Source organism: Geotalea sp. SG265 (assembly GCF_022808985.1).
GTDB lineage: Bacteria > Desulfobacterota > Desulfuromonadia > Geobacterales > Geobacteraceae > Geotalea.
The window spans coordinates 153,113-175,893 of sequence record NZ_JAKZFT010000001.1; the positions used below are offsets into that span (position 1 = coordinate 153,113).

Consider the following 22,781-nt stretch of genomic DNA (forward strand, 5'->3'; position numbering starts at 1 on the left):
ATCAGTTCCTCCTCTCGCCGTCCACACCGATGATTACCGTCTCCAGGGGAATGTCCTTCCCCGACTGCTGCAAAGCTTGCTTGACCATCATGTCGAGCCCGCGGCAGCAGGGTACCTCCATGATAGCAACGGTGATGCTTTTTACTTCGTTGGCCCTGAAGATGGTCGCCAGCTTTTCCACGTAGCTGTCCGTCTCGTCCAGCTTCGGGCAGGCAATGGCCAGGGCCTTGCCTTTCAACAGATCACTGTGAAAGCTCCCCAGGGCGAAGGCCACGCAGTCGGCCGATATGAGAATGTCGCTGTTATTGAAGTAGGGAGCGGTAGGCGGCACCAGGTGCAGCTGCACCGGCCACTGCCGAAGTTCCGACGGAGCCTTCTCCGTTGCCGTCGCTTTTGTCTCTTCCCGTTCGATCACCCTTGCCATGCTGCCGGGGCAGCCACATCCCAGATTGCTCATTGTCGTCTCCTTTGTATTTGCGATTTATTTATGCAGCGTTCTTAGCCAAGTAGGCGTTTATTTCCGCTTCGATCCGCGCCTCGTCTTCCTTTGAAAGCCCATGGATGGACACCACATCCTTCAACAGGCAGATGCCCACCTTGCAGGTGACACAACCGATCTCGTACCGGCTGAGGATCGCCCCTATCCCAGGATAGGTTGCAATCACATCCTGAACTGCTTTATTGCCCAAGTCGTTATTGAATTCCATGTGCAGCCTCCCTCTCTTGATGATTCGAGCATAGGGCATTCTTTCGGGAAAGATTATGACCTGGGTCAAAAAATAGGAACTTTGCGGGATGGGGTATACTGACGGTATGGGACCGCTTTCAGAGCCAAAGGACGTCATGCTACTGGCGGTTGATGTGCATTACGGGGAGAGGATTGCCGTGGTCGCCGGGGTGGAGTTTGCCGACTGGGGCGATGCCGCTCCCCGGCGGGAGCTGGTCCTGGCCATGGAGGTGCCTGCGGCCTATACCCCGGGCCAGTTCTACCAGCGGGAACTCCCCTGCATCCTGCGGCTATTGACTCATTACCAGCTGCAGCCCGGCTGCATGGTCATCGATGGCTATGTCTACCTGGATGGAGAGAACAGGCCCGGGCTGGGCAAGCACCTCTTTGATGCCCTGGCAGGCACAGTGCCGGTAGTAGGCGTTGCCAAGAGCCGTTTTGCCGGCATCGGAGAACAATATGCCGTCTACCGGGGCAAGAGCACCAGGCCCCTCTACGTCACCGCCGCCGGCATGGGACAGGAAACGGCAAAGGAACATATCCGGAGCATGCATGGACCACATCGTCTGCCCACCTTGCTGAAGCGTGTGGATCGGCTCTGCAGGGCATCACTCCTGCCGCGCCGATTACCATAGGCATGGTCATGGCGCTTGTCGTGATTGGCCTTTGTCGTTTACTCAAAAAGTCCAGCTGACTGCCGCACTGAAGATATTCACACTGCTTTCGTAGGACCCCGCCAGCGCGCCGCGGAGAAGGTTTTCCCCGGCTGCTTCTTTTTTAATTTCCCCTTCCGTAAAAAAAAGATGAGCATACCCGGCATCGACGGAAATGCCCTTATTGAACTTGTAGCCAAGACCTGCGGCGAGCCAGATCCGGTCGCTGTCCGGGACCCGCGGTGTTGCGTTTGCCGCATCCGGCACCGGGCTCTGGTCATAGGCCGCTCCCATGCGGAAGGTCCACAAGCCGGGCATGTAGATGCCGCCGATGGAATAGCGGAAGGTATCCCGCCAGTGGACGGTGGTCACGGCGTCCGTTTCGGCCGGGTTGTCGAACCTGATGCGGAGCTCATCGATGGTGCTCCAGTTGGTCCAGGTGATGTCGGCAACGGCCGCCATCTGGCTGGACAGGTTGTGTCGGATGCCCATGGTGACGCTGTCAGGCATGGTCACCGTGGATGTGATCCCCGTATCGACGAAACGGGGGGTGGGATTTAATGCAGGAACCCGGTCGAAATCGGCGCTGCCGGACAGGGTGTGGCGGACACGGGAGCGGTAGGCAACACCGACTCGCGTGCCGGGGGTCAATTCATAGAGGGCGCCGAGGTTGTACCCCCAGGACCAGTTGTCGGCCCTGAAGGTCACGTAACCGTCCATGCTCTGCGGTGTTACGCCCGCTACACCGGCAAAGGCGAAGATGGTGCCGAAATCGATGGCATTGCTCAAGGTAGCCTTGAGGTACTGTGCATTGAATCCCGCCGCCACGCTGAGCTTGTCATTCAAGCGGCAGGCAACGACAGGATTGAGGTTGAGGCTGGTGAGTTCGGACCTGACCGCATGGTAGCGCCCTACCCAATCGGCGTTATAGGTGGTGTTCAGGCCGAAGGGAGAGAATACCCCTAACCCGGCGACTAGGCGGTCATTGATGCGCTGGCTGTAGTAGAGGTTGGGAATGACGACGGCACTCCCCGCATCCCCTCCCTCGCCACCGGTTAAAGCCTGCCCGTTGGCAAGTGTGGAGCCATGGTTCCTGAATTTGGCAGATGGAACCGCTACATTTATGCCGCCGACGAACTGGGAATGTTCCAGGCGCGACAGACCTGCCGGATTGAAGAAGATCGTCGAAGCGTCCTCAGCCGCAGCTGCGCTCCCGGCAAATGCTGTCCCCAGACCCTTGATGCTCTGTTCCGTAATAGCCACTCCGGCGCCGGCAGCAGGATTCCCGTAAAGGATAAGGACGAGGCCGGCCAGGGCAACCAGTGCCCCATGCGCTCCTTTCATTATCACTCCTTGATCAGCATCGGAAATAGGGAGGCCCATAACATTGCAACTCACTAATTTTACCATTACCACAGCAACCACGCCAGCCGAAGTGACACTTCCGCAAGGAATGATAGTATTTCTGGTAGATGCTGCCGATCAGCAAGGCGAGAGCGTGCGCCGAGCTTTAATTCCTGCAGGCCCGGGAGAGCTATGGCTATCGGTGATGATCACTACGAAGAAAACCAACTGGTCCACAACCACAACTCCCACAAGGGACAGATCCTTGTGGAGCAAGTCAAGCAGCTTTACTCCCTGGCACCCTTGGGCTTCATCGCCACCTTCATCAATTCACTGATCGTCTTTTTCGTCATGAAAGAAGTAATGCCACACGAAAAGCTCTTCCTCTGGCTCGGCACCCTCTGGAGCCTTATTGTGCTCAGGGTGGTACTCGTACTCTGGATCCGCAAGACGCAACTGAAGGAGGAGGATGGTCCCAAGTGGGCCACGCGCTTTATCGTCAGTCTATTCATTACCGGCAGTGCCTGGGGGTGCATCGGCTTACTCAATTTCAGCGGTGTTTCCCTTGCCCATCACGTTTTTATCGCCTTTGTTCTCGGCGGCATGGCGGCAGGGGCATCATCAACCTTCTCCATGCACCGGCTCGGGTACCTTGCCTTCTCCGTGCCTGCCCTTACCCCGCTCACCTTGCATTTCTTCACCATGCACGACGCTTTCCATTACGCCATGGGTGTTATGCTTGCCTTGTTCGGCCTCCTGCTCTGGAGAATAGCCGAGCACAATTATGCGATTAACAGGACCTCGCTGCTGCTCCGCTTCGAGAACATGGAAATAATTCAGCAGCTCAGAGAAGCCAAGGAACGGTTCGAGGGGCTCTACGGGAAATTGAAAGAAGAGGTCGATGCGAAGCATCGTGCCGAGGCCGAACTGAGGGCGCAACATGAACATCTGGAAAGGATCGTCCAGGAGCGGACGGCCGACCTGCTCGCCTTGAACAAGGAACTGGAGCAGTTCGCCTACGTGGCGTCCCACGATCTGCAGGAACCTCTGCGCATGGTGACGAGCTACTTGAAGCTGCTGAAGCAGAAATACCGGGAACGGCTGGACGAAAAGGCGGATGCCTATATCGACTTTGCCGTTGATGGCGGCATCCGAATGCAGAAGCTGATCGAAGGACTCCTGGCGTATTCCCGTTTTTCACGGGGGGGTGAGTTCAGACCGGTGGAGATGAACGGGGTATTTGCTGCCGCCGTGGCAAATCTGGACACTGTCATAGGGGAAAGCAGCGCAACAGTGACCCGTGATGAATTGCCGACGGTGAATGGTGATGAGATTCAGTTGCAGCAACTGTTGCAGAATCTGATCAGCAACGCGGTCAAGTATCGTGACCGGGAAAAGAAGCCGGCGGTGCATGTGTCTGCGGAAAGGCAGCAGGATCAGTGGATGATTTCGGTGCGGGATAACGGCATCGGCATCGATCCCGATCATTTCGACAGGATATTCCAAATCTTCCAGCGGCTCCACAGCAGCGAAGAATACCCCGGCACAGGTATCGGTCTCGCTTCATGCAAGAAAATCGTCGAACGGCACGAAGGCAGGATATGGGTGCAATCCAAGCCGGGAGAAGGATCGGTGTTTTTCTTTACCCTTCCCACGGCCACACCTGAGAAAAATTAGGTGCTTTCGAAATTTGTGGAAAAGGGAAGGCAGTCGCGACGTCGCCCGCTCGCTCTGTCGCCACAGCTGCGGACCTTGCAGTGTCGACCGCATAGAGTGCCGGCCGGAGCCAAGAAAGACGACGTTTCTTCGCTCCACATGCGGCGGGGGTCCGCTCGCCGCTATGGCTCGGCGCTTACTCCCGACGTCCCGCCTGCCTCGGAAGTGTCTGCAACCAGACCCTAGGCTTCACTTCCCCTCGATCCAGTAAATATCCCCCTTGGCAAAGTCAGCCACGTAGACAGTGCCCGCTTCGTCTTCACCGAAAGTGGAGATGTTCAGGGAGGTCTTGAGGAGCAGTTTTTTCTCCCATCTCCCGCCACTGCGCCGCAGCCCCCAGATCCTGCCGCTGCAGTAATCGCCAAAGAGATAGATGCCCTGCAAGGACGGAAAGTTTTTGCCTCGATAGACAAAGCCGCCGGTGATGGAACAATCCCCCTGGGAATGGTCATATTCTGCCACCGGCATTGTCAGTCCTTTCTTGCTGCAGTTTTTCCTTTCAAAACAGTGGAAACCTTCCATGATGTTCCAGCCGTAGTTTTCACCCCCCTTGCTCCCGGCAGGCTGTACGTCCACCTCTTCATAGAGATCCTGTCCCACATCGGCAATATAGAGGTCCCGGGTGGCACGGTCGAAGGAGAAGCGCCAGGGATTGCGCAGACCGTAGGCCCAAATCTCATTCTTAAAAGGATTGCCGGGAGGGATGCGGTATGGTATCGCCCCCGACGCAACATCCAGGCGAAGCATTTTCCCCAGAAAGGTGCCGAGGTTCTGGCCGTTTTTATGTGGATCACCAGCACTGCCACCGTCGCCGAAGCCGATGTAGAGATAGCCGTCGGGGCCGAAGGCGAGCTGGCCGCCGTTATGGTTAGCGTATGGCTGGGTCACGTTCAGGATCATCCGGGCCGAAGCTGGATCAGCGCGGTTCGGGTCGCTGCCGACCCGGTAGCAGGCGACCGTTGAGTTGCCGATCCCCCGATGGTTGGTGTAGTTGACGTAAAACTCGCCGTCTTTTTTGAAGCGGGGAGAAAAAGCGATACCGAGGAGCCCCTGCTCCGAGCCGGACGACTTGACCAGGCGTTTGATATCCAGGAACGGCGTCGGCAGGATTTTTCCGCCACTGATGATCCGCACCAACCCTTTTTTTTCCAGAACGAAAAGCCTGCCGCTGCCGTCCCCAGGGCTGGCGACATCGGTCGGTTCATCAAATCCGGAAGCGATCTTATGGAGGGAGATGGAAGGAAAAGACCCTGCGGTGGGGGCTGCCTGGATAGCACCTGCAATTTTTGCCAGCCACGGCAACGAAACGAGCAGCAACAAGCAGGTCATGAGCGACGCTTTCCACGGGTATCCCATGCCGTCCTCCGGATCGAAGATTGGTGTGCTCATTGTCATTGTAGCCAGCAAAGCCGCAGATGCAACGGCAGCGGCCCACGACGGCTGTCTGGCTTTGGCTGCAATAGGCTGTACAATTTACATAAGGAATATTCCTCTCCGGGAGGTATGGATATGCAACGAGCGGAGATAATCAGGAGGATTTCTTCGGGTATGGTTGCCGGGCTGGCCGGCACAGCCCTCACTCAGGGGCTGCAGATGGCGGGACAGAAGGCCGCTCCGGAGCAGATGCCCCCCATCAGGCAACATCCGGGCGAGTACATGGTTGAAAAGGTGGAAAAACTGCTGGCGCCTGAAAAACGGGAAAAGGTGCCGAAAGTGCTGGAGAAGGGATTGGCACAGGCCTTGGGCATGGGGTACGGCCTGACCTTCGGCGTGATCTACGATCTGCTCCATCGGCGCAGGTCGAACCTGCTTTGGGAAGGGACGGCGCTGGGACTTGCAACCTGGGCGGTCGGCTACCTGGGATGGCTCCCGGCGACGAGGCTCATGCCCCGCATTACCCGTCAGAAGCCCGGCCAGGTGGCGGGAGGCATCGTCACCCACATATTGTACGGCATTGCCACGGCTGGGACGTTGCGACTGCTGCGCAACAGGCGGGCCGCATAAGCCGAGCCGGGCGAGACGAGAAACGGGAAAAGGAGGTGGCGCCCTTGCCACGAATCGAGCTTACCGCTAGTGAAGCAACCATGCTCTCGGAGATACTGCAGAGCTATCTTAAAGACCTGCGGGCGGAGATTGTCGCTACGGAAAACAGGGAATGGCGGGAAGAGATGAAGAACCGGGAAAATTTCGTCAAAGGGGTGGTGCAGCGTCTTTCCGCCGGTTAAAGCAGAAAGGGGCTGGTGGGGAAGGTCGCCGGTCATTTGCTCACCTGGTTGCGCCCTTTGCTTTTGGCCCGGTAGAGGGCCTTGTCGGCCGCTTTGATGACATCGTCGGCAAGGCGCAGACTGTCGTTTGTCTCGGCGACGCCGATACTGATGGTCACAGAGACGGTCTCGTCTCCTCCATGCCCGGCGCGGCGCCGTTTCTTCCCCTCTTCAGCCTTTTTGGGGCGGTCCTTGCTGCGGATCGACAGTTCGTACTCGGCAATGGCCCTGCGTACCTCTTCCAGAAAAGGAACGACTTCGGCCATCTTTCTGCGGGGAAAGACAATGGTGAATTCCTCCCCACCATAGCGGAAAGGACGCCCTCCCCCCCTGACGGCACCAATCTTCTTCGCCACCATCTTCAGCACCTGGTCCCCCACGTCATGGCCATGGGTATCGTTAAAGTTCTTGAAGTGGTCCACGTCGAGCATGGCGATGGTGTACTGCCTCCCCAAGGCAAGCATCAATTCATTGAGGGCGCGACGGGAGGGGAGGCCGGTCAGGTCATCGCGAAAAGCCATGTTGTGGGAATCCTGCAGAACGCTTACAGCCAGGATCAGGGCCGCAGCGGCAATAAAAATCAGGGGATAATTGTCAAGCTGAAGGGTATTGCAGGCAATGACCACCGCAACCAGGGCACCGAGAAGACCGCCGTCGATGGGAGACCTTCGGACCAGCACCCGGTATAGAATGAGGAAGAAGCCGATCACGGCAACAAGCAGAGCGGCATGGGGAACAGGAGATACGGCAATGGATGGAAAGGGCAGAAAAGGGCGGGAGAAAAAGAGCGGTACCTGAGCGTAGTCTTCCCGGTAACGGATGATCCAGGCTACCCCTGCCAGTTGCATGATCAGAAAGATCAGGCGCAAGCGTCCCGCAACCGTCAGCACCCCCCGCTCCCGCACGTGGCACAGAAGCGTTATATTGAACGGAATAAGCAGGCAAATGAACTGAAAGGCCACCCGGGGGAGAAAGTCTGAAAGCCCCTGTTGCAGGTAGGTGCGGAACAGCCAGTAAAAACCGGCCAGGAGCAGGAGAACGAAAAAGACCCTCCCTCGGCCAAAGGCGAAACTGAGGATCAGCCCTCCGGCAATTAAGAGGTAGGGGGAAAGCAGGGCAAGCTCATGCTGCGGCGGAGACAGGGCGGCGATATGAGGAATCGCCAGGTACGCCATGACAAGCAGGATAACGGAAGGCGCTAAAACGGAAAAATTTTTCACTGCGGCAGCCATCACCCCGTGTCATCTCCTGCGATGATTAACATAATCACAGATTGAATACACTGTTGTGAGGCAACCTGTCAATGGGATTAACCGTAGCCGGCAGGAGAACCCCGTTGGATGGAAAATGACGGCGGAGAAATGAATTCACCGCGGCAGACAGGGCAGCGCCCCGGTTTCCTCAGGCGCTCCCTCTTTTTGAAGATGAACCCGCATTTGCGGCAAGCGGCAGGGGTAACGGTCAGGTGCAGCTCATCCCTGTGCAGCTGGATGTGCTCCAGGTGGCTGTAGACATCCCGTTCACCAATACCCAGCTGCTCCGAGATCTCCCGGGCAGTCAGTTCCTCCCCTTCCAGCAGGGCAACGATCGCGTGGCGCAAGGTTTCATGCTGCTCCACCGGGATAAATGGCTGTTTCTCCTTCGGTTTTCTTCCGATCCTGGATCACCCGCTTTCCCTGAAAGATCCGCAGCCCCGATTCGGCCAGCTCCATGAGGCCGTCCAGGGTGCGCTGATAGAAGCGCTTAACCGGCATCTGATTGACAAGAATCAGGCCGTCCCTGCGCTCCAGTTGCAACCGGTCACCGACAACGAGCCGGGAGACATTCTCGTAATGCTCACCGCCGATGCCAAAGAGAAAGGTATACCGGCCGCCGTTCATGCGGCACGACACAAGCATCAGGGTATTGAGGGGTTCCCCCGATTTATAGTCGAACCGGGTGGTGGAGGTGACGTAACGTCCTTCCACCGGCTCTCCGCCTGACAGGAGCGCGTCCACCGAGACCTGCTTCGGCTTCAATGTTCCAAGAGAAGGCAGCCCCCACGGCTTGTATGGCTGGCAGGGGCGATGGCGGAAATGGGAAACCCGCTCAAGCAGAATGACCACGTTGTTATTGATGGGGCCGCCGATGGAGTGTGAAAGACCGGCCTGGAAACCCCGCTCCAGGATCAGGCGATGATTTTCCACCACCTGAATCATGCCGGTGGCCCCCAGGGGATGGCCACGCCCCTTGAGCCCGCCGGTAAGATTGGTGGGGAATTTGCCCCGTTCACCGGTGAGGCTGTCGTCGAAGAGGCCGTCCAGAAGCCGCGCCCGGGGGAGTATGCCCAGATCGACCATATTGATGGGGCCGAATCCGTTGAAGGGATCGTGCATGTTCACATGAAGCTTGCCGGCGAAGGTAGTGATGTCCTTGATTCCGGCCATGCCGTAAGCCGCGGCTGCCGCCCGCACCGTTGCCGGAAATGACTGGAAATAGCGGCGGTCAGCGATAGTGGGAATATCCGTGGCGCTTCCCACGCCGCTCACCATGACCTCCTGTGGGCGGGCCGTCAGCACGACCGCCGCGACACCGTCGGACATGGGGCAGAAATCGTGGTAGCGTAGCGGCCACCAGTACATGTAGTTCTTGCCGTTGACGATCTGCCGGTAATACTCGTCCACCGGGATCGGAAACTGGAGATGGGCCTCGGGATTCCTGGCGGCAAAACGGTGTGCGCGCTCGGTGAGCATGGCCGAGAAGGCAGTCCATTCGTCCTCCGACAGATTGAGGCGCTGCATGAGCGACCGGGCCACCAACGCCCCACAGGCAGGCATGGAGAGGCCGAATTCCGCCTCGTCCCGGTCGATAACCCCGGCAACGATGCGGGTCGCCTCCAGGGTTGAGACATCGCTCATTTTCTGGATGCCGATGGCCAGGACATGGTCGGAACGACCGGAGGCAATCTCCATGTAGGCGTTTTCAAAGGCCGACGCCCCCGACGATGAGGCGGTATCGATGAGCACCGACTTAGCGCCGGAGATGCCCAAGACTCCGGCCACCTTGGCGGCGGTATTGTCCACCCCGGAAAAAGCCCCCGGATTCTGGCTTCCCACCACGACCGCCTCGATGTCCCGCGGCCGGATGGAAGTCGCGGAGAAGACCGCCGCAGCCTTTTCCGCCAGCTCAAGAAAGGTGCAAGCCTCTCGCTCCTTGCCGTTGTACCGCCCCACCGGCGCCATATACGACGCAGCAATATAGACCCTGCGCGGATGAAAAGCTGTTTTCATGGTCGATCCCTTCCCTGTTGGCGTTGCGAAATGTGAATCACATTGTAGCCGATGGGAGGAGATATGCAATTTCGGCGGTGCATATCCTTCGCGGCGTATAATCGTGATGGACAGGTGGTCAGTCCAAAAAGAAAGAAGGGCCAGCGGATCCTTCTGCCAGCCCCTCTGCACATAGTGCGGCCGTTGCTCCTATAATCACTACATCATCATGCCCATATTCCCCACCTGCACCGTCACGGTGGCGGATTTGGTCGGATCGGCGATGCTGGTTGCCTTCACCAGAAACATGCCGGTAAAACTGGGCGCCATATAAAGCCCCGTAGGTGATATGGTGCCGCCGCTTGGGCCGACGACACTCCAGGTCACCGGGGCGTTTGCGGTAAATTGCTGCGTTCCGCTGACCTGCAATTTTGCCATGGATGGTGTGATCGTTATCCCGCCGCTAGGCGGGACAGTGCCGGGTGCCATGATATTTCCGGCCATCATGGTCCCTCCCGGCATGTTCCCCATCTTCCCGGTAAAGACTTGTGTGCCATTGATGTACATCATGGTCACGTTACCGTTGGCATCGATGGTCATCTTCACGTCGTCGAACATCTTGTCCAACCCTTGACCGATAGTGAACGGCCCCGCCATGGGATCGGCATTGGCTACGCCATAGGCATTCATCAGTGGGGCGAATTTCAGGCGAAGCTGCTGCCGGGTGCTGCTCATATTGCCAAACATGGTCCGCATCTTGTTCGCGTCCGGATTGCGATAGAAGGTGTTGAGGGAAGATATGTTGCCGAAAGCCCCCATATCGGCCACCATGAGGTTGGATAAGGGATTGATATTGGCGGTGCCGCTACCGCCGCTCATGGAATAGGAGGAACCGGACCTGAGAATGAACGGTGGCGTCTTGCCGGTAACATTAAAAGAAAAAGCGCCGGTGTTTGCTTGAATCGTCGTACTCATTTCCGGGCTGTTTGCCGAATCTTTGAGAAAGGCTGTCCCGGTCATCGGTGCTCCGGTTGCCGCAACCCCGGAGACGGTAGCAGCGGGTGCGCTACTGCCACCGCCACCTCCGCCACAACCAGCGAAGCCCACGGCCATGACACATGCTGCAATCAGTATTGCGATAATGCCTAATCGTCCACCCATTGGCCACCCCCACATTAATTTTTATTTAATAATACCAGTGACAACAGTTGGTGCAAGGGAAGCGGCGGAGCTCGAACACCATGCCGGTCTGGATGTCTTTGTCGAGGAGCCGCTGGCGCCGGAATCTTCCCTGTGAAATGAACCGCAGATAAGCACTCTCCATTCCAGCGCCATCAGTCGGGAATTATCGATCTCTTTATCGAAGAGCTTCTTGGAGCACTACGCGGCAAATGACCCTTGCCAGCCAAAAGCAGCTCTGCTATTTTATCCCCTTCAATCCACGGGAAAAGGACAGATAATTATGGCGATCAAGATGAAAAACGTGGTGGTCTTCGTGCTCGATCTGGAGAAGGCCAAGCATTTCTATAAGGAGCAGTTGAAGCTGCCCCTGGTGCAGGAATCGGTGACGATGATGGAATTCTTTCCCGGAGACGGGCCGACCATGGGGGTGGCGCTGGCCATGACCGACATGGCGAAGCCCCTGGCAGGGCGCCATACCGGCATCACCCTGACCGTTACCGACATCGAAAGCTTGTGCAAGGAGCTCACTGCCGCCGGCGTCAAATTCGCCGAGCCGCTAGAGCGGAGCCCCTGGGGCAAAATGGCGGTGGTGAAGGACCCGGATGGCAACCAGATAGCTCTTGTGGAAGGCTGAGAAACCGTGAAAATAATCGATAAAATCCTGCTGGATGACCTGACCGAACAAGCCAGGGCAAACCCGCGGCTGAGGAAGAATCACAACCTGCACCCCTCCGACGACTTCTGCTGTCATCGGCTGCTCAACGCCATCGAGCCCCATTCATACATCCGCCCCCACCGGCACCTGGACCCGGTCAAGGACGAGTCTTTCGTCATCGTCAGGGGCCGGCTCGGCATCCTCACCTTCGGCGACGATGGCACGGTCCTGCAGGCTACGGTGCTTAGTGCCGAAAGCGGCGCCATCATTGCCGACATTCCCCACGGCGTCTTTCACACGGCCGTGAGCCTGGAACCGGGAACGATCTTCTTCGAAGCCAAGGCCGGCCCCTATCGCCAGCTGACTGAAGCTGAAATAGCCCCCTGGGCTCCGGAGGACGGAACTCCCCGGGCGGAAAACTATCTGGCCGAGCTGATGGCCCGTGTCCAGCAATGAATATTCTTCGTACCTTCATTATAACGGCCCTGGGCCTCGCGCTCTACCCCCAAGGCACTCTTGCTGCCCCCAGTAAGTCCCGCCCCCACAGCGGCGACGGAATCCTGATGATCCGCACCCTTCCCTCCCTGGGTAATGACCCCTCCGGAACCCTGCCCCTCTATCGGGAACCGGGGGTCGAGCGGGTCGCAGAGCTGAAAAGCCATGAGCTTCCCTCCCTCGCCCCAGTCCTCCAGGGCCGTGGAGGAGAATTTCCCGCTGCCGTGACGGGCAAGAAGGGAAACTGGCTGCACATCATCTACGACGATGCGGGGCGCGAGGGGTGGCTGGAAAGTTCCCGGGGATGGGAGTACGCCACCTGGAATACCTTTCTTAAGGGGCGTGGCGTAAAGGTTCTGCCCGGTCTGAAAAAGGAATTTTACCGGCTCCGCCGCGATCCGTCCCCTGCCGCACCACAGCTGGAGGCGCTTTCCCGGCAGAAGAACCTGCGCATTATCGAGATTCGGGAAGACTGGGCGCTGGTACTGGTAGATTTCACCGCCTACGGCTGGCTGCGCTGGCGCGACGGCGACGGCCGCTTTACCATTTCACTGGATGATCGGTTCGATCCACAAAAACATTGACTGGATAGCTACTCTGTGTTATTTGGTTCTGTCATGAAGAATGAGGGATTTTTCGATACTTACGGGGATGCACGAGCTATCAGCGCAGCGGCGCTCAACGCCGCAGGTCTGCCCGCTGCCCCATAAGTATGCGCTGAAACATAACGTATCTATGAAGGCCGTGGGACCCCCCCCACGGCCTTTTATCATTTTGAGCCGGATCAAAAAATCTGAGGAGCGAGGTAAGCGGATGAGAAACGATATTGTCACCCCCGGTGCAGGAGAACTCACCTACGAGATCAGGAACATCGTCAATGTGGCGGAAAAACTGCAGAAGCACGGCGTCAAGATCAACTGGGAGAATATCGGCGACCCGATCGTCAAGGGTGAGGTTATCCCCATGTGGATGAAGGAGATCGTTGCCAGGGAAGCCATGAACGACGATACCTACGGCTATTGCCACACCAGGGGCGTTCTCGAAACCCGCGAGTTCATCTGCAACCTCACCAACAAACGGGGGGGCGCTCAGATCACCCCAGACGACATCATCTTCTTCAACGGCCTGGGCGACGCCATTGCCAAGGTTTATGGCAATCTCCGCCATGAAACCCGGGTGCTCATGCCTTCCCCCACCTACACCACCCACACCCTGGGCGAAGCGGCCCATGCCTTGGCTGCCCCGGTCTGCTACCGGCTCAAGGCCGAGAACAACTGGTATCCCGACCTGGAAGACCTGCGCAACCACGTGAAATACAATCCGCAGATTTCCGGGATCATGCTCATCAACCCTGACAACCCCACCGGGATGGTCTATCCGGAAGAAACCCTGCGGCAGATCGTGGCCATCGCCCGGGAGTACGACCTCTTCATCATCGCCGACGAGGTGTACAACAATATCGTCTATAACAACGAAAAAACGGTCCCCATTTCCGACGTTATCGGCGACGTACCGGCCATCGCCATGAAAGGGATCTCCAAGGAACTCCCCTGGCCCGGCTCCCGCTGCGGCTGGATCGAGGTTTACAACAGCCAGAAGGACGAGCGCTTCAGGAAATACATAAACTCCATCCTCAGCACCAAGATGAATGAAGTCTGCTCCACGACCCTTCCCCAGAAGACTATTCCGGCCATCATGTCTCACCCTGAGTATGCAACATATCTGGCCGAACGGATCACCCGCTATGAGCGCATGAGCAACATCACTTACAATTTTCTCAAGGACGTGCCGGGACTGGTGGTTAACCGCACCAACGGCGCCTTTTATATGGCCGTCGCCTTTGAAAAGGGGCTCCTCACCGACCGGCAGAGCCTCCCCATTGAAAACACCGAGGTTCGGGAACTGGTGGAAGGACTGGTCAATGCCCCCGGCGTCTCCCCCGACAAGCGTTTTGTCTACTACATCCTTGCCCACACCGGCATCTGCATCGTCCCCCTCTCTTCTTTCAACACGGAGCTGCAGGGGTTCCGGGTCACCCTGCTGGAAAAGGACGAGAAGGAATGCGAGCGGATTTACAAGACCCTCGCCGAAAAGATCGCCCAATACCTGAAATCGTAACCGATGGGGGAGCAGGCCGCCCCGCCTGCTCCCGCCCCCTCCCCCCTGCCCCCTTTTTCCAAGCTTTGCAAATCTGCAACACTCCTTTGCACCATTGCAAAAACGACACGTTTTTTCCCCGGACTCGCGATAGCTGAAATTCCCTTCTTCCTTGATATAATAGGCTGATGGGGCAGCAGCTTTCCCTGCGGGGGCTCGGCATGAATTGTGTAACAAGCATTGCCGGAACCCACAGACCATGAGGTGAGCGCTATGAACACGGAAATAATCGACGAGGCAATCGACAAGTACGTCCATGAACGGATGACCACCGGAAGAAAACAGGCCACAGAGCGGTTTCTTTCCTATGCCTACCTGAAACAGGGGAAAGAAGGGATTGGAGAATTCCTGCGAAAGGTCCGGGGACTGAGCAATTACTACATCGACTTCCTCAGGGTCATGGCCAATCCCTTAAAAGGGCCGGAGGTGGCGTGGCTTGCTTCCATGCTGACCATCGCCATCTATGCCGTGATTCTCATGGGTATGGATGAGGATCGGACGCTCGGCATCTTTCTTTTTGCAGGAACCCTGGTGAACGGCTGGTCCCTGATCCGCACCATAGCCAGGAAATGGTGCGACATCGGCGTCATGATCGCCATCTATTTGGAGATAGCCCAGCTTGCAGAACACGAACTGGAGGAGATGAGCTGACCTCCAGCACACACCGGCACCAATTGAGGCGGCCTCCCAAAAGGCCGCTTTTTTGTTCTTCAGAAATTTCCCGGGGAAGGCAGTCGTGGCATCGGGAGAGAGCGGCGAGCGGACACCCGCCGCATGTGGAACGAAGGCAACCCGCCGAATTCAAGAAGCGGGCACCATTACGCGAGCGGCACCGCAAGGTCCGCAGCTGTGGCGACAGAGCGAACGGACGATGTCGCGACTGCCGCTTATTTCAAAGAATTCCCGGATGGACTTTTTTTGCTTCTCCACACCTTTTTTACCGGGGATGATGACCCTGGCAATTTTTGCGTTAGAATTTATTTACCGACACTAACCAGGGGGGAATCATGGACAGCAGGATTGATATTGCCCGGGACGTACTGGCAGCATTCGAGCGGGAACCACTCATAAACCTCCACGCAAACCCCATCAAAATCGAGTACGCCAACGGCGCGGTGACCCTGACCGGAGAAACTGAATCCCTGGCGGCCAAAAAGATCGCCCTTGAAGTGGCAGGAAAGGTTCCCGGAGTCACAGGCATCATCGACCGCCTCCACGTCAAACCCGCCGAACCTATGGAGGACGGCGAGATCAGGACCCATGTCTGCAATGCAATTATGGCCGAAACCATGCTGGAACCCTATGCCCTTCGGGCCCTGGTAAAAGGGGAAATGGAATCCATAAGGGAATCGCTCAATCCATCGGGTGTGATCGAAGTTGAGGTTGCCGACGGCGTGGTAACTCTCAACGGACAAGTGGCGAGCCTTTCCCAGAAAAGGATGGCCGGCGTGCTGGCATGGTGGGTTCCGGGCAGCAGGGATGTGATCAACGGGCTGGAAATTGCCCCACCCGAAGAAGATACCGACGATGAAGTCGTCGATGCGGTCCGTCTTGCCCTGGAAAAAGATCCCTTCGTTAATGCCACCCAGATCCGTGTCCGCTGCCGCAATTATCTGGTGACCCTGGAAGGACTGGTGACTACCGAAACGGAGCGGCGCATGGCGGAAGCAGACGCATGGTACGTATTCCGGGTTGATGGCGTGAAAAACCTGCTTCAGCATCAGTGATGCCTCCGCTCTTTCACCCGCCAACTCAATTCAGCTGCACCATAACCACGGCTGCTTAACCCGCCCATCTCCCGACTTGGCCCTTTCCTCTATTTCGCCATCTGTCCTCAGCCTGATCCCCCCTGAACGACACATCTGCAGCAGTTTTAGCTGTGAGTTATGGAGAATTTATGCTACCCTGACGTCACTTTCGACACATGCAAGGATACCACCAATGGCCGATAAACGGACAATCAAGAGGCTGCGCAAAAGGCTGACCGTGAAATTCGGGCTGCTGCAAGCGGATCGGATTGCCTTTACCGAAGACATCTCCCATAACGGCCTATTCATCAAAACGGCAAACGTTGCCTCTCCCGGGAATGATATCAAAATTGAGCTGTCCGTTGACGGGAATACGCTGGTCCGGATGGAAGCTCGTGTTATGTGGGCGAAGAAGGTACCGGCAAACATGCTGAGACTGGTGAAGAAAAGCGGCATGGGAGTCAGGATACTCAGGATAGTGGACGGTGGAGAGGCATTCAGTGAACTGTGCCGGGAACTGGATAGACATTGACGCTCCCTGTCCCGGCCCCATCACTACTGATGAAACCGGAAACGACCATGAATCTGGCGGAAGACATTCCCTTCGACATCTCACCCGAATCCTTCGGCACCATCAGCAGGGTCCTCAAGAGCCTCAAGGGATTCAATCTCTCCTGTTACAAGGACAAGTGCATAAAGCGGCGCATCGGCATCAGAGTCAGGGCAACCCACTGCGCTTCGGTGGAGGAGTACTGCGACCTGCTTCTGGACAGCGAGACGGAATTGGAGCTTCTCTACAAGGTTCTTACCATCCATGTCAGCCAGTTCTTCAGAAATCCGCTCATTTTCCGTAAATTGCGTGAGGAAATCATCCCCCAGCTCATCCGGCAGTGCAGGGAGCGGGATGACCGGGAACTCAGGCTGTGGAGTGTCGGCTGCGCCAGCGGCGAAGAACCGTACAGTCTGGCGCTGATCCTCAGGGAATTTTTCAGCGACGAACTGCATGACCTGAAGGTTTCCATTCTTGCGACGGATGTGGATACCGGCACACTCCAGGCAGCTCGGACCGGTATCTACGGAGAGGACAGAATGGCCGAAGTCTCCGATTTCCTGAGAATGCGCTATTTCACCGCCGCAGGGTCGCGCTATCAGTTGCGGCCGGAAGTCAAGGAAATGGTCACCTTCAGACAGAGCGACCTGTTCGATACCGTTGCCTATCCGGCGAGCGACCTGATCCTCTGCCGTAATGTGCTTATCTATTTCGAACGGGCACAGCAGCAGAAGATCATGAAAGGCTTTGCCGACGTGCTAGAGCAGGGAGGCTTTCTCGTGCTCGGCAAATCGGAGACCCTTTCGGGGCCTTCACGGGAGCTTTTCAAGACAGTGTGCGCCACCGAACGCATATACAGGGCCATTTGACGCCCGGAAATTGTCGGAAACATCGCCAAGGAGATTATCGTGCATATTCCCATGGGCTACAAATTCATCCTGGGCTTCATGGCGGTTGTCGCCGCCGTCGCCTTCGTCCCTGACTTGGTGAGGACGGTGGGGTACTCACCGGAGATAACCAGTATCCTCACCTACACCGTTGCCGTTACCATCGGCCTTATTCTCGGGTGGTTCTTCTCCAAGAGCTTTACCAGGAACATCTCCCTCCTTACCGCGGCGACGGAAGACATCAGCAGGGGAGATCTGACCAGGGAGATAGAACTGAAGGATGCCTACTTCACCGACGAAACCAACGATATTACCAACTCTCTCAACCTGATGGTGCAGAACCTGCGCGAACTGGTCAGGCATATCCGGGAAACGTCGGAGCGGGTTTCCTTCTCATCCCGGACCATTTCCTCCAATGCCCTGGAAATAAACGCTTCCACGGAGGAAGTGGCCAAGGCGGTGGAGCAGATTTCACGGGGAGCCGAAACCCAGGCGGAGATGGTTGCCAAAAGCTCCCGGGTCATCCATGAAATGGCCCTCTCCATGGAGATGATCGCCAGAAGGGCCAACGAGGCCTCCAAGGCCGCCAGGGAGACCAGCCTGACCGCCAACAGGGGGGGAGACCTGGCAAAGGATTCCCTGATGCGCGTCAAGCTCTTCTTCGATGACGTGGAGCGGGTCGGTGTGCAGTTCATGGATCTGAATGCCAAGTTGCTGCAGGTGGGGAAAATAGCCGACTTTATCGGCGAGATCGCCCGCCAGACCAACATGCTTGCCCTCAATGCCTCCATAGAGGCCGCCAAAGCGGGAGAATACGGCAAGGGATTTGCCGTCGTCGCCGATGAGGTGCGTAAATTGGCCGACGGCACGGGAAAATCGGCCGCCGACATCATCGAGTTAATCGGCATGGTCAAGGATGAGAGCCGCAGGGTCTACGAGACAATTACCGACAGTTCGAGAAACATCGAAGCGGGCAAGAAGAATATCGATGTGACTGCGGAATCCTTCCGGGACATCCTCAACACCGTCATGGAAACCGAACGGAAGACCAACAGCATTGCCGAGCTTTCCCAGGTGCACACGGAAGGCGCCGGCAAGATTGTCGGCATGATCGACGAGATTGCCAAGGTTACCGAAGACAACGCCGCTGCTACCGGGCAGGTATCGGCAGCGACGGTGGAACAGTCGGCCGCCATGCAGGAGATGGTCCGGGCGACCCTCGAGCTGACCAAGCTGGCCGAAGCGCTGCTCCGGGTCGTGGAGCAATTTCGCACTCCCGGCGGAGAAACTGCCGCATCATGAGCGAACAAAAGGCGAGCCGCTTTCTCCTTTTCACAATAACCGGTTCCACTTACGCCATCGATCTCCATCAGTTGGCGGAAGTGGTCGAACTCCCGCCCCTATCCCCCATTCCCCGCGCCCCTGCCCATTTCGTCGGTGCCATGAACTCCCACGGCACCATCAAACCGGTTCTGGACCTATCACTGATGGTGAAGCGCGGCAGCTATAGCCCCGGCGGCAAGGTCCTGGTGCTGGAAGACCGTCTGGCCAACCTGGCAATCCTGGTTGACGGCGTCCTCTCCATTGCCTCGGTCGAGGCCATGGAACGGGAGCCGGCCAGCGACGATGAGTTGAGCGACTGGATTTTCACCGATGGTACACAAACGATCGGCTTGCTGGCCCTGGACCGGCTGCTGCAGCGGCTGGAGGCTACTATCAATGGCTGAGGGGGCAATGATCACCCTATGACGGGAGCCTGATCCATGGATATGTCCCATTACCGGGAGCTTTTCATCTCCGAGGCGCGAGAACACCTCCGCGTCATCGCCGGTCACATACTGGCCCTGGAAAACTGCCCAGAGGATCGCGGCACCCTGGATGCCCTTTTCCGCGTCGCCCACTCCATAAAGGGGATGGCGGCATCCATGGGATACGGAGAGATATCTGAGCTGGCCCACAGGCTGGAAGACCTCATGGACCGGTTTCGCAAGGGGCCGCTAGTCTTCGACAGCCGTGCCGCCGACCTCTTCCTTGAAGGGGCCGACCTCCTGCAGGCAATGATCGACGATGTGGACCGAAAGGTGACCGGCAGCCGCAGTATCGAGGATATGATCCGCAGGATCGTTGCCTTCCCCGGCGGCCATGCGCCTTTGCCGGCTACAGGCACCGCCTCCCCGGCATCGGCGGTACAAAACAATGCCATTCCCCTGGAAACAGCCCCTCCGCAAACCATCAGGGTCAAGACGGACCTGCTCGATTCGCTGATCAACATCACCGGCGAACTTGTCACCAATAAATCGAGAATTTTTGCCGTCAGCAGCCGCCTCAGTCATCCCGGCCTGGATAATGCCTGTCTGGAGCTGAGCAGGCTGTTGCGCGGCCTGCAAGACCAGGTCATGAAGGCCCGCCTGGTCCCCTTTTCCCAGATCGGAGATGGCTTTTCCCGCGCCGTACGCGACGTGGCAAAAAGAACGGGCAAGGAGATCGCCCTGGAAGTCACCGGCAGTGACGTGGAACTGGACCGGGGCATCCTGGAGCAGGTCACGGACCCATTGCTCCACATCCTGCGCAATGCGGCCGATCACGGCATCGAGCTTCCGGGGGAGCGCCGGGCGGCGGGCAAACCGCCAAAGGGGAGCATAAACCTTACGGTTCGCCGGGAAAAGGACCAGGTGATTATAATGGTCGAGGATGACGGCAAGGGTATGGACCCTGCCCGCCTGGTATCCTCCGCAGTGGAACGGGGACTGATAACCGGCAAAGACGCAGATCGCATATCGCGGCACGATGCCCTTATGCTCATCTGCCTGCCCGGTTTTTCCACTGCCGGGGAAGTTACGGAAGTCTCCGGGCGCGGAGTCGGCATGGATGCGGTGCAATCGGCGCTTCATCCCCTCGGAGGAAGACTTCTCATCGACACGGAGCAGGGGAAAGGGAGCAAGTTTTCCCTCCTTGTCCCCGCAGGCATCGCAATCATGCATACGCTCGTCATGGACTGCGGCCCAATGCAGGTGGCAGTGCCGGTGGCGGCCATTATCCAGACCCGGCAACTGGAACGGGAGCTGATCCTGAAGCAGGGAAAAATGCGCGTCTTCGTCCTGGAAGGGGAAACCATTCCCCTTCTCAGCCTTAACCGCATCTTGCGCATTCCTTCCGGCCCCGCAACAGGGGGAGAGATATCCCTGCTCATCTGCGAAATCAGGGGAAAGAGGGTGGGGCTCGTGGTGGACCGCTTTCTATCCCAGCATGAGCTGTACATTAAGCCGCTGGGCAGGCCACTTGCCAAGCTCAAAGGGCTGCTGGGGACCGCTATCCTGGGGGACGGGGAGATCATCTACGTCCTGGACGTCCCCAATCTCCTCTAAGCCATGCCTTAAATAACCAAGGCCGGCTTTTTTATAATGGAAATTTCATTTGAAGCACTTGAAGTCGGTTGCAGAGCCTAAAGAGTTGTGGCAATATTGACACTCATGTGATATAGGATTTTGCTGTTTTCATGGGGAAGGAAATTATGAGAAGGATGCTGCGATCCATTATAGCGCTGATGATTGTCATGACGGCATTCTCAGCCGAAGCCGGCACTCCCGCCAAGATCAATGTTGGGCTGCAGGATGTGGTCGATACGGTGGAGAAATCCTACCGGGCCCTGAACACCCTGACCGCCGACTTTTTCCAGCGCTCGACCATAGCCAGGGAAAACCGGGAACTGCGCGCCGAAGGTCAGATGTTTCTCAAGACTGCAGCGGATGGGGACCCGCTTAAGTTCCGTTTCGACTACTTCCGCCCCACGACCCAGGAAATCGTCAGCAACGGCAAGACCATGTGGATGTATCTGCCAGAAAGCCGCAAGGTGCTCCTGAGCGATGTGAGCTTTGTCTTCGACCCTTCGCGCTTCAATCCGGACCGGGACCGGGCCTCCAATTTTCTCCAAGGGCTGGGGCGGATCTCCAAGGATTTCCTCATTACTCCTCCGTCCCAATGGCAGGATATGGAAGGGAATTACATTCTGGAACTGACGCCGCGCCGTGCCACGGCAACCATAGCCAAGCTGTTCATCCTCGTCCGCAGGGATGCGGTTTTGCTCTTTGTTCAAAACAACCGGGACATAACCAGGGTCATCAACGATCCGCTCCGGCACGATCTGGCTTTTCCCGTACTTTCCACAACGGTGGTTGATCATCAAGGAAATGCCACTATAATGGAATTCAGCAACATCAAGGCCAACGCCATCATGTCCGACCAGCTTTTCGAGTTCATCATTCCGGCCGGCGTCGATGTTGTCAGACCTTCGCCACCGTAGGAATACAGGTTTCGGCCGTGCAGAACAAAAAGGCGACATCATCCAATGTCGCCTTTGTAAATTTAAGGGGAGACATTCCCCGAGAGGTAGGGAAAAATGGGACGGTATTTTTTCATTCTGCTGGCAATGTTTCCGGTGCTGATGCAAGCGGCTCTGCCGGCGCAAGCAGTCGCGGCGGACATGACAGAGGTGGTCAAGACGCTCGAACAAGGCTACCGGACACTGAACGACCTGCAGGCCGACTTTTCCCAACAGACGGAAATCGCCTCCATGAAGCGCAAGGAGCGCGGCGCCGGAGAACTGTTCCTGAAAAAAGGGAGCGGCGGACAGGCCCTGTTCAGCTTCAACTATTCCAAGCCGAAGCAGCAGATCGTCTCCAACGGCAGGAAGGTCTGGTATTATCTGCCGGAAAACCGGCAGGTCATGGTCTCCGATGTTGCCTCCCTCTTCGAAGGGGGCAACTCGGTGGCCCTCAACTATCTGACCGGCATGGGGCACGTCTCCCGGGATTTCACCATCAGATTCATGGGTGATGGCCGCGACAAAAAAGGCAATTACCTCCTGGAATTGATTCCCAGGAAGCCGAGCCGGGCAATGGCGAAGCTGCAGCTGGCCATCGAGCCGCAGGCGGTGGAAAGCTTCATCAGGGAAGGGCGGCCTGCCGATCCCTTCCCCATTGCCTATTCGGTCGTTTTCGATTCCTTCGGCAACCGCACCGCCATCGAATTCAGCAAGGTCAAGACCAACAGAGGCATGCGCAGCGACAGGTTCAACTTTAAGGTACCGAGCGGGGTGGAGGTCGTTACTCCCGGCCAGGGCCGATGAAATCAGCTTAATTTTGTTCAGAGGAGGAGC

25 protein-coding genes are annotated in these 22,781 nt (G+C 57.3%); 17 read left to right on the forward strand and 8 right to left on the reverse strand.

Annotated features, from left to right (window positions below):
• Nucleotide 1: 1 nt before the first annotated feature.
• Together ML541_RS00780 and ML541_RS00785 are read right to left on the reverse strand one after the other, a co-directional pair.
• On the reverse strand, nucleotides 2-457 hold the full coding sequence (locus ML541_RS00780; RefSeq protein WP_243369821.1) for an iron-sulfur cluster-binding oxidoreductase: 456 nt from the start codon (nucleotides 455-457) through the stop codon (nucleotides 2-4).
• A 28-nt stretch (nucleotides 458-485) separates the two neighbouring features.
• Nucleotides 486-707, reverse strand: a complete 222-nt coding sequence (locus tag ML541_RS00785; RefSeq protein ID WP_243369823.1) for a hypothetical protein — start codon at nucleotides 705-707, stop codon at nucleotides 486-488.
• Between the two features lie 106 nt (nucleotides 708-813).
• Between ML541_RS00785 and ML541_RS00790 the strand changes: the two genes are divergently transcribed.
• Nucleotides 814-1,362 carry an endonuclease V gene (locus ML541_RS00790; protein WP_243369825.1) on the forward strand — a complete coding sequence of 183 codons (549 nt, stop codon included), beginning with the start codon at nucleotides 814-816 and terminating at the stop codon, nucleotides 1,360-1,362.
• A gap of 42 nt (nucleotides 1,363-1,404) precedes the next feature.
• Here the strand turns inward: ML541_RS00790 and ML541_RS00795 are convergent, their stop codons facing one another.
• Nucleotides 1,405-2,724: an outer membrane protein transport protein gene (locus ML541_RS00795; RefSeq protein ID WP_243369827.1), complete on the reverse strand. Its 1,320-nt coding sequence runs from the start codon at nucleotides 2,722-2,724 to the stop codon at nucleotides 1,405-1,407.
• Between the two features lie 192 nt (nucleotides 2,725-2,916).
• Here ML541_RS00795 and ML541_RS00800 point away from each other — a divergent pair, with 192 nt between their 5' ends.
• Entirely contained in the window at nucleotides 2,917-4,401 is a 1,485-nt protein-coding gene (locus tag ML541_RS00800; RefSeq protein ID WP_243369829.1) for an ATP-binding protein, read from the forward strand.
• A 228-nt stretch (nucleotides 4,402-4,629) separates the two neighbouring features.
• Here ML541_RS00800 and ML541_RS00805 read toward each other — a convergent pair whose 3' ends face one another.
• Entirely contained in the window at nucleotides 4,630-5,796 is a 1,167-nt protein-coding gene (locus ML541_RS00805; RefSeq protein WP_243369831.1) for a PQQ-dependent sugar dehydrogenase, read from the reverse strand.
• Between the two features lie 153 nt (nucleotides 5,797-5,949).
• Here ML541_RS00805 and ML541_RS00810 point away from each other — a divergent pair, with 153 nt between their 5' ends.
• Complete coding sequence (locus tag ML541_RS00810) at nucleotides 5,950-6,444, forward strand: DUF1440 domain-containing protein (protein ID WP_243369833.1); 495 nt, start codon at nucleotides 5,950-5,952, stop codon at nucleotides 6,442-6,444.
• A 44-nt stretch (nucleotides 6,445-6,488) separates the two neighbouring features.
• Nucleotides 6,489-6,665, forward strand: a complete 177-nt coding sequence (locus ML541_RS00815) for a hypothetical protein (RefSeq protein WP_243369835.1) — start codon at nucleotides 6,489-6,491, stop codon at nucleotides 6,663-6,665.
• 32 nt (nucleotides 6,666-6,697) lie between these two features.
• Here the strand turns inward: ML541_RS00815 and ML541_RS00820 are convergent, their stop codons facing one another.
• The 4 genes from ML541_RS00820 to ML541_RS00835 form a co-directional block, all read right to left on the reverse strand.
• Nucleotides 6,698-7,936 carry a diguanylate cyclase gene (locus ML541_RS00820; protein WP_243370386.1) on the reverse strand — a complete coding sequence of 413 codons (1,239 nt, stop codon included), beginning with the start codon at nucleotides 7,934-7,936 and terminating at the stop codon, nucleotides 6,698-6,700.
• 77 nt (nucleotides 7,937-8,013) lie between these two features.
• Nucleotides 8,014-8,304, reverse strand: coding sequence for a transcriptional regulator (locus ML541_RS00825; RefSeq protein WP_243369837.1), 291 nt, complete (start codon nucleotides 8,302-8,304; stop codon nucleotides 8,014-8,016).
• 4 nt (nucleotides 8,305-8,308) lie between these two features.
• Nucleotides 8,309-9,973, reverse strand: coding sequence for a thiolase family protein (locus ML541_RS00830; RefSeq protein WP_243369839.1), 1,665 nt, complete (start codon nucleotides 9,971-9,973; stop codon nucleotides 8,309-8,311).
• A 198-nt stretch (nucleotides 9,974-10,171) separates the two neighbouring features.
• Nucleotides 10,172-11,113, reverse strand: a complete 942-nt coding sequence (locus tag ML541_RS00835; protein WP_243369841.1) for an Ig-like domain-containing protein — start codon at nucleotides 11,111-11,113, stop codon at nucleotides 10,172-10,174.
• Between the two features lie 301 nt (nucleotides 11,114-11,414).
• Here ML541_RS00835 and ML541_RS00840 point away from each other — a divergent pair, with 301 nt between their 5' ends.
• From ML541_RS00840 to ML541_RS00900, 13 genes are all read left to right on the forward strand, one after another.
• Nucleotides 11,415-11,768: a VOC family protein gene (locus ML541_RS00840; RefSeq protein WP_243369843.1), complete on the forward strand. Its 354-nt coding sequence runs from the start codon at nucleotides 11,415-11,417 to the stop codon at nucleotides 11,766-11,768.
• A gap of 6 nt (nucleotides 11,769-11,774) precedes the next feature.
• Nucleotides 11,775-12,245, forward strand: a complete 471-nt coding sequence (locus ML541_RS00845; protein WP_243369845.1) for a WbuC family cupin fold metalloprotein — start codon at nucleotides 11,775-11,777, stop codon at nucleotides 12,243-12,245.
• Complete coding sequence (locus ML541_RS00850; protein ID WP_243369847.1) at nucleotides 12,242-12,868, forward strand: hypothetical protein; 627 nt, start codon at nucleotides 12,242-12,244, stop codon at nucleotides 12,866-12,868. Before ML541_RS00845 ends, ML541_RS00850 begins: the two co-directional genes overlap by 4 nt.
• Nucleotides 12,869-13,097: 229 nt before the next feature.
• Nucleotides 13,098-14,402: a pyridoxal phosphate-dependent aminotransferase gene (locus ML541_RS00855; RefSeq protein WP_243369849.1), complete on the forward strand. Its 1,305-nt coding sequence runs from the start codon at nucleotides 13,098-13,100 to the stop codon at nucleotides 14,400-14,402.
• Between the two features lie 252 nt (nucleotides 14,403-14,654).
• Nucleotides 14,655-15,092 (forward strand): GSU0071 family protein, encoded by a 438-nt coding sequence (locus ML541_RS00860; protein ID WP_243369851.1) that lies wholly within the window; start codon nucleotides 14,655-14,657, stop codon nucleotides 15,090-15,092.
• Nucleotides 15,093-15,448: 356 nt separating this feature from the next.
• Nucleotides 15,449-16,168 carry a BON domain-containing protein gene (locus ML541_RS00865; protein ID WP_243369853.1) on the forward strand — a complete coding sequence of 240 codons (720 nt, stop codon included), beginning with the start codon at nucleotides 15,449-15,451 and terminating at the stop codon, nucleotides 16,166-16,168.
• Nucleotides 16,169-16,382: 214 nt separating this feature from the next.
• On the forward strand, nucleotides 16,383-16,721 hold the full coding sequence (locus tag ML541_RS00870; RefSeq protein ID WP_243369855.1) for a PilZ domain-containing protein: 339 nt from the start codon (nucleotides 16,383-16,385) through the stop codon (nucleotides 16,719-16,721).
• Between the two features lie 47 nt (nucleotides 16,722-16,768).
• Entirely contained in the window at nucleotides 16,769-17,608 is an 840-nt protein-coding gene (locus ML541_RS00875) for a protein-glutamate O-methyltransferase CheR (protein ID WP_243369857.1), read from the forward strand.
• A 39-nt stretch (nucleotides 17,609-17,647) separates the two neighbouring features.
• Entirely contained in the window at nucleotides 17,648-18,928 is a 1,281-nt protein-coding gene (locus tag ML541_RS00880) for a methyl-accepting chemotaxis protein (RefSeq protein WP_243369858.1), read from the forward strand.
• Nucleotides 18,925-19,353: a chemotaxis protein CheW gene (locus ML541_RS00885; RefSeq protein WP_243369860.1), complete on the forward strand. Its 429-nt coding sequence runs from the start codon at nucleotides 18,925-18,927 to the stop codon at nucleotides 19,351-19,353. Before ML541_RS00880 ends, ML541_RS00885 begins: the two co-directional genes overlap by 4 nt.
• 36 nt (nucleotides 19,354-19,389) lie before the next feature.
• Nucleotides 19,390-20,991, forward strand: a complete 1,602-nt coding sequence (locus tag ML541_RS00890; protein ID WP_243369861.1) for a chemotaxis protein CheA — start codon at nucleotides 19,390-19,392, stop codon at nucleotides 20,989-20,991.
• Between the two features lie 146 nt (nucleotides 20,992-21,137).
• Nucleotides 21,138-21,926, forward strand: a complete 789-nt coding sequence (locus ML541_RS00895; RefSeq protein ID WP_243369862.1) for an outer membrane lipoprotein carrier protein LolA — start codon at nucleotides 21,138-21,140, stop codon at nucleotides 21,924-21,926.
• 96 nt (nucleotides 21,927-22,022) lie between these two features.
• Nucleotides 22,023-22,751 carry an outer membrane lipoprotein carrier protein LolA gene (locus tag ML541_RS00900; RefSeq protein WP_279342291.1) on the forward strand — a complete coding sequence of 243 codons (729 nt, stop codon included), beginning with the start codon at nucleotides 22,023-22,025 and terminating at the stop codon, nucleotides 22,749-22,751.
• Nucleotides 22,752-22,781: the final 30 nt, after the last annotated feature.

Excerpts from the sequence above, each read along its gene's own strand:
- ML541_RS00810 (WP_243369833.1), top strand. The coding sequence starts at position 5,950 with ATGCAACGAGCGGAGATAATCAGGAGGATTTCTTCGGGTATGGTTGCC.
- ML541_RS00860 (WP_243369851.1), top strand. The coding sequence starts at position 14,655 with ATGAACACGGAAATAATCGACGAGGCAATCGACAAGTACGTCCATGAA.
- ML541_RS00890 (WP_243369861.1), top strand. The coding sequence starts at position 19,390 with ATGGATATGTCCCATTACCGGGAGCTTTTCATCTCCGAGGCGCGAGAA.
- ML541_RS00840 (WP_243369843.1), top strand. The coding sequence starts at position 11,415 with ATGGCGATCAAGATGAAAAACGTGGTGGTCTTCGTGCTCGATCTGGAG.
- ML541_RS00900 (WP_279342291.1), top strand. The coding sequence starts at position 22,023 with ATGGGACGGTATTTTTTCATTCTGCTGGCAATGTTTCCGGTGCTGATG.
- ML541_RS00885 (WP_243369860.1), top strand. The coding sequence starts at position 18,925 with ATGAGCGAACAAAAGGCGAGCCGCTTTCTCCTTTTCACAATAACCGGT.
- ML541_RS00800 (WP_243369829.1), top strand. The coding sequence starts at position 2,917 with ATGGCTATCGGTGATGATCACTACGAAGAAAACCAACTGGTCCACAAC.
- ML541_RS00820 (WP_243370386.1), bottom strand. The coding sequence starts at position 7,936 with ATGGCTGCCGCAGTGAAAAATTTTTCCGTTTTAGCGCCTTCCGTTATC.
- ML541_RS00835 (WP_243369841.1), bottom strand. The coding sequence starts at position 11,113 with ATGGGTGGACGATTAGGCATTATCGCAATACTGATTGCAGCATGTGTC.
- ML541_RS00855 (WP_243369849.1), top strand. The coding sequence starts at position 13,098 with ATGAGAAACGATATTGTCACCCCCGGTGCAGGAGAACTCACCTACGAG.
- ML541_RS00830 (WP_243369839.1), bottom strand. The coding sequence starts at position 9,973 with ATGAAAACAGCTTTTCATCCGCGCAGGGTCTATATTGCTGCGTCGTAT.
- ML541_RS00865 (WP_243369853.1), top strand. The coding sequence starts at position 15,449 with ATGGACAGCAGGATTGATATTGCCCGGGACGTACTGGCAGCATTCGAG.
- ML541_RS00895 (WP_243369862.1), top strand. The coding sequence starts at position 21,138 with ATGAGAAGGATGCTGCGATCCATTATAGCGCTGATGATTGTCATGACG.
- ML541_RS00795 (WP_243369827.1), bottom strand. The coding sequence starts at position 2,724 with ATGAAAGGAGCGCATGGGGCACTGGTTGCCCTGGCCGGCCTCGTCCTT.
- ML541_RS00785 (WP_243369823.1), bottom strand. The coding sequence starts at position 707 with ATGGAATTCAATAACGACTTGGGCAATAAAGCAGTTCAGGATGTGATT.
- ML541_RS00780 (WP_243369821.1), bottom strand. The coding sequence starts at position 457 with ATGAGCAATCTGGGATGTGGCTGCCCCGGCAGCATGGCAAGGGTGATC.
- ML541_RS00875 (WP_243369857.1), top strand. The coding sequence starts at position 16,769 with ATGAATCTGGCGGAAGACATTCCCTTCGACATCTCACCCGAATCCTTC.
- ML541_RS00870 (WP_243369855.1), top strand. The coding sequence starts at position 16,383 with ATGGCCGATAAACGGACAATCAAGAGGCTGCGCAAAAGGCTGACCGTG.
- ML541_RS00850 (WP_243369847.1), top strand. The coding sequence starts at position 12,242 with ATGAATATTCTTCGTACCTTCATTATAACGGCCCTGGGCCTCGCGCTC.
- ML541_RS00790 (WP_243369825.1), top strand. The coding sequence starts at position 814 with ATGGGACCGCTTTCAGAGCCAAAGGACGTCATGCTACTGGCGGTTGAT.
- ML541_RS00805 (WP_243369831.1), bottom strand. The coding sequence starts at position 5,796 with ATGGGATACCCGTGGAAAGCGTCGCTCATGACCTGCTTGTTGCTGCTC.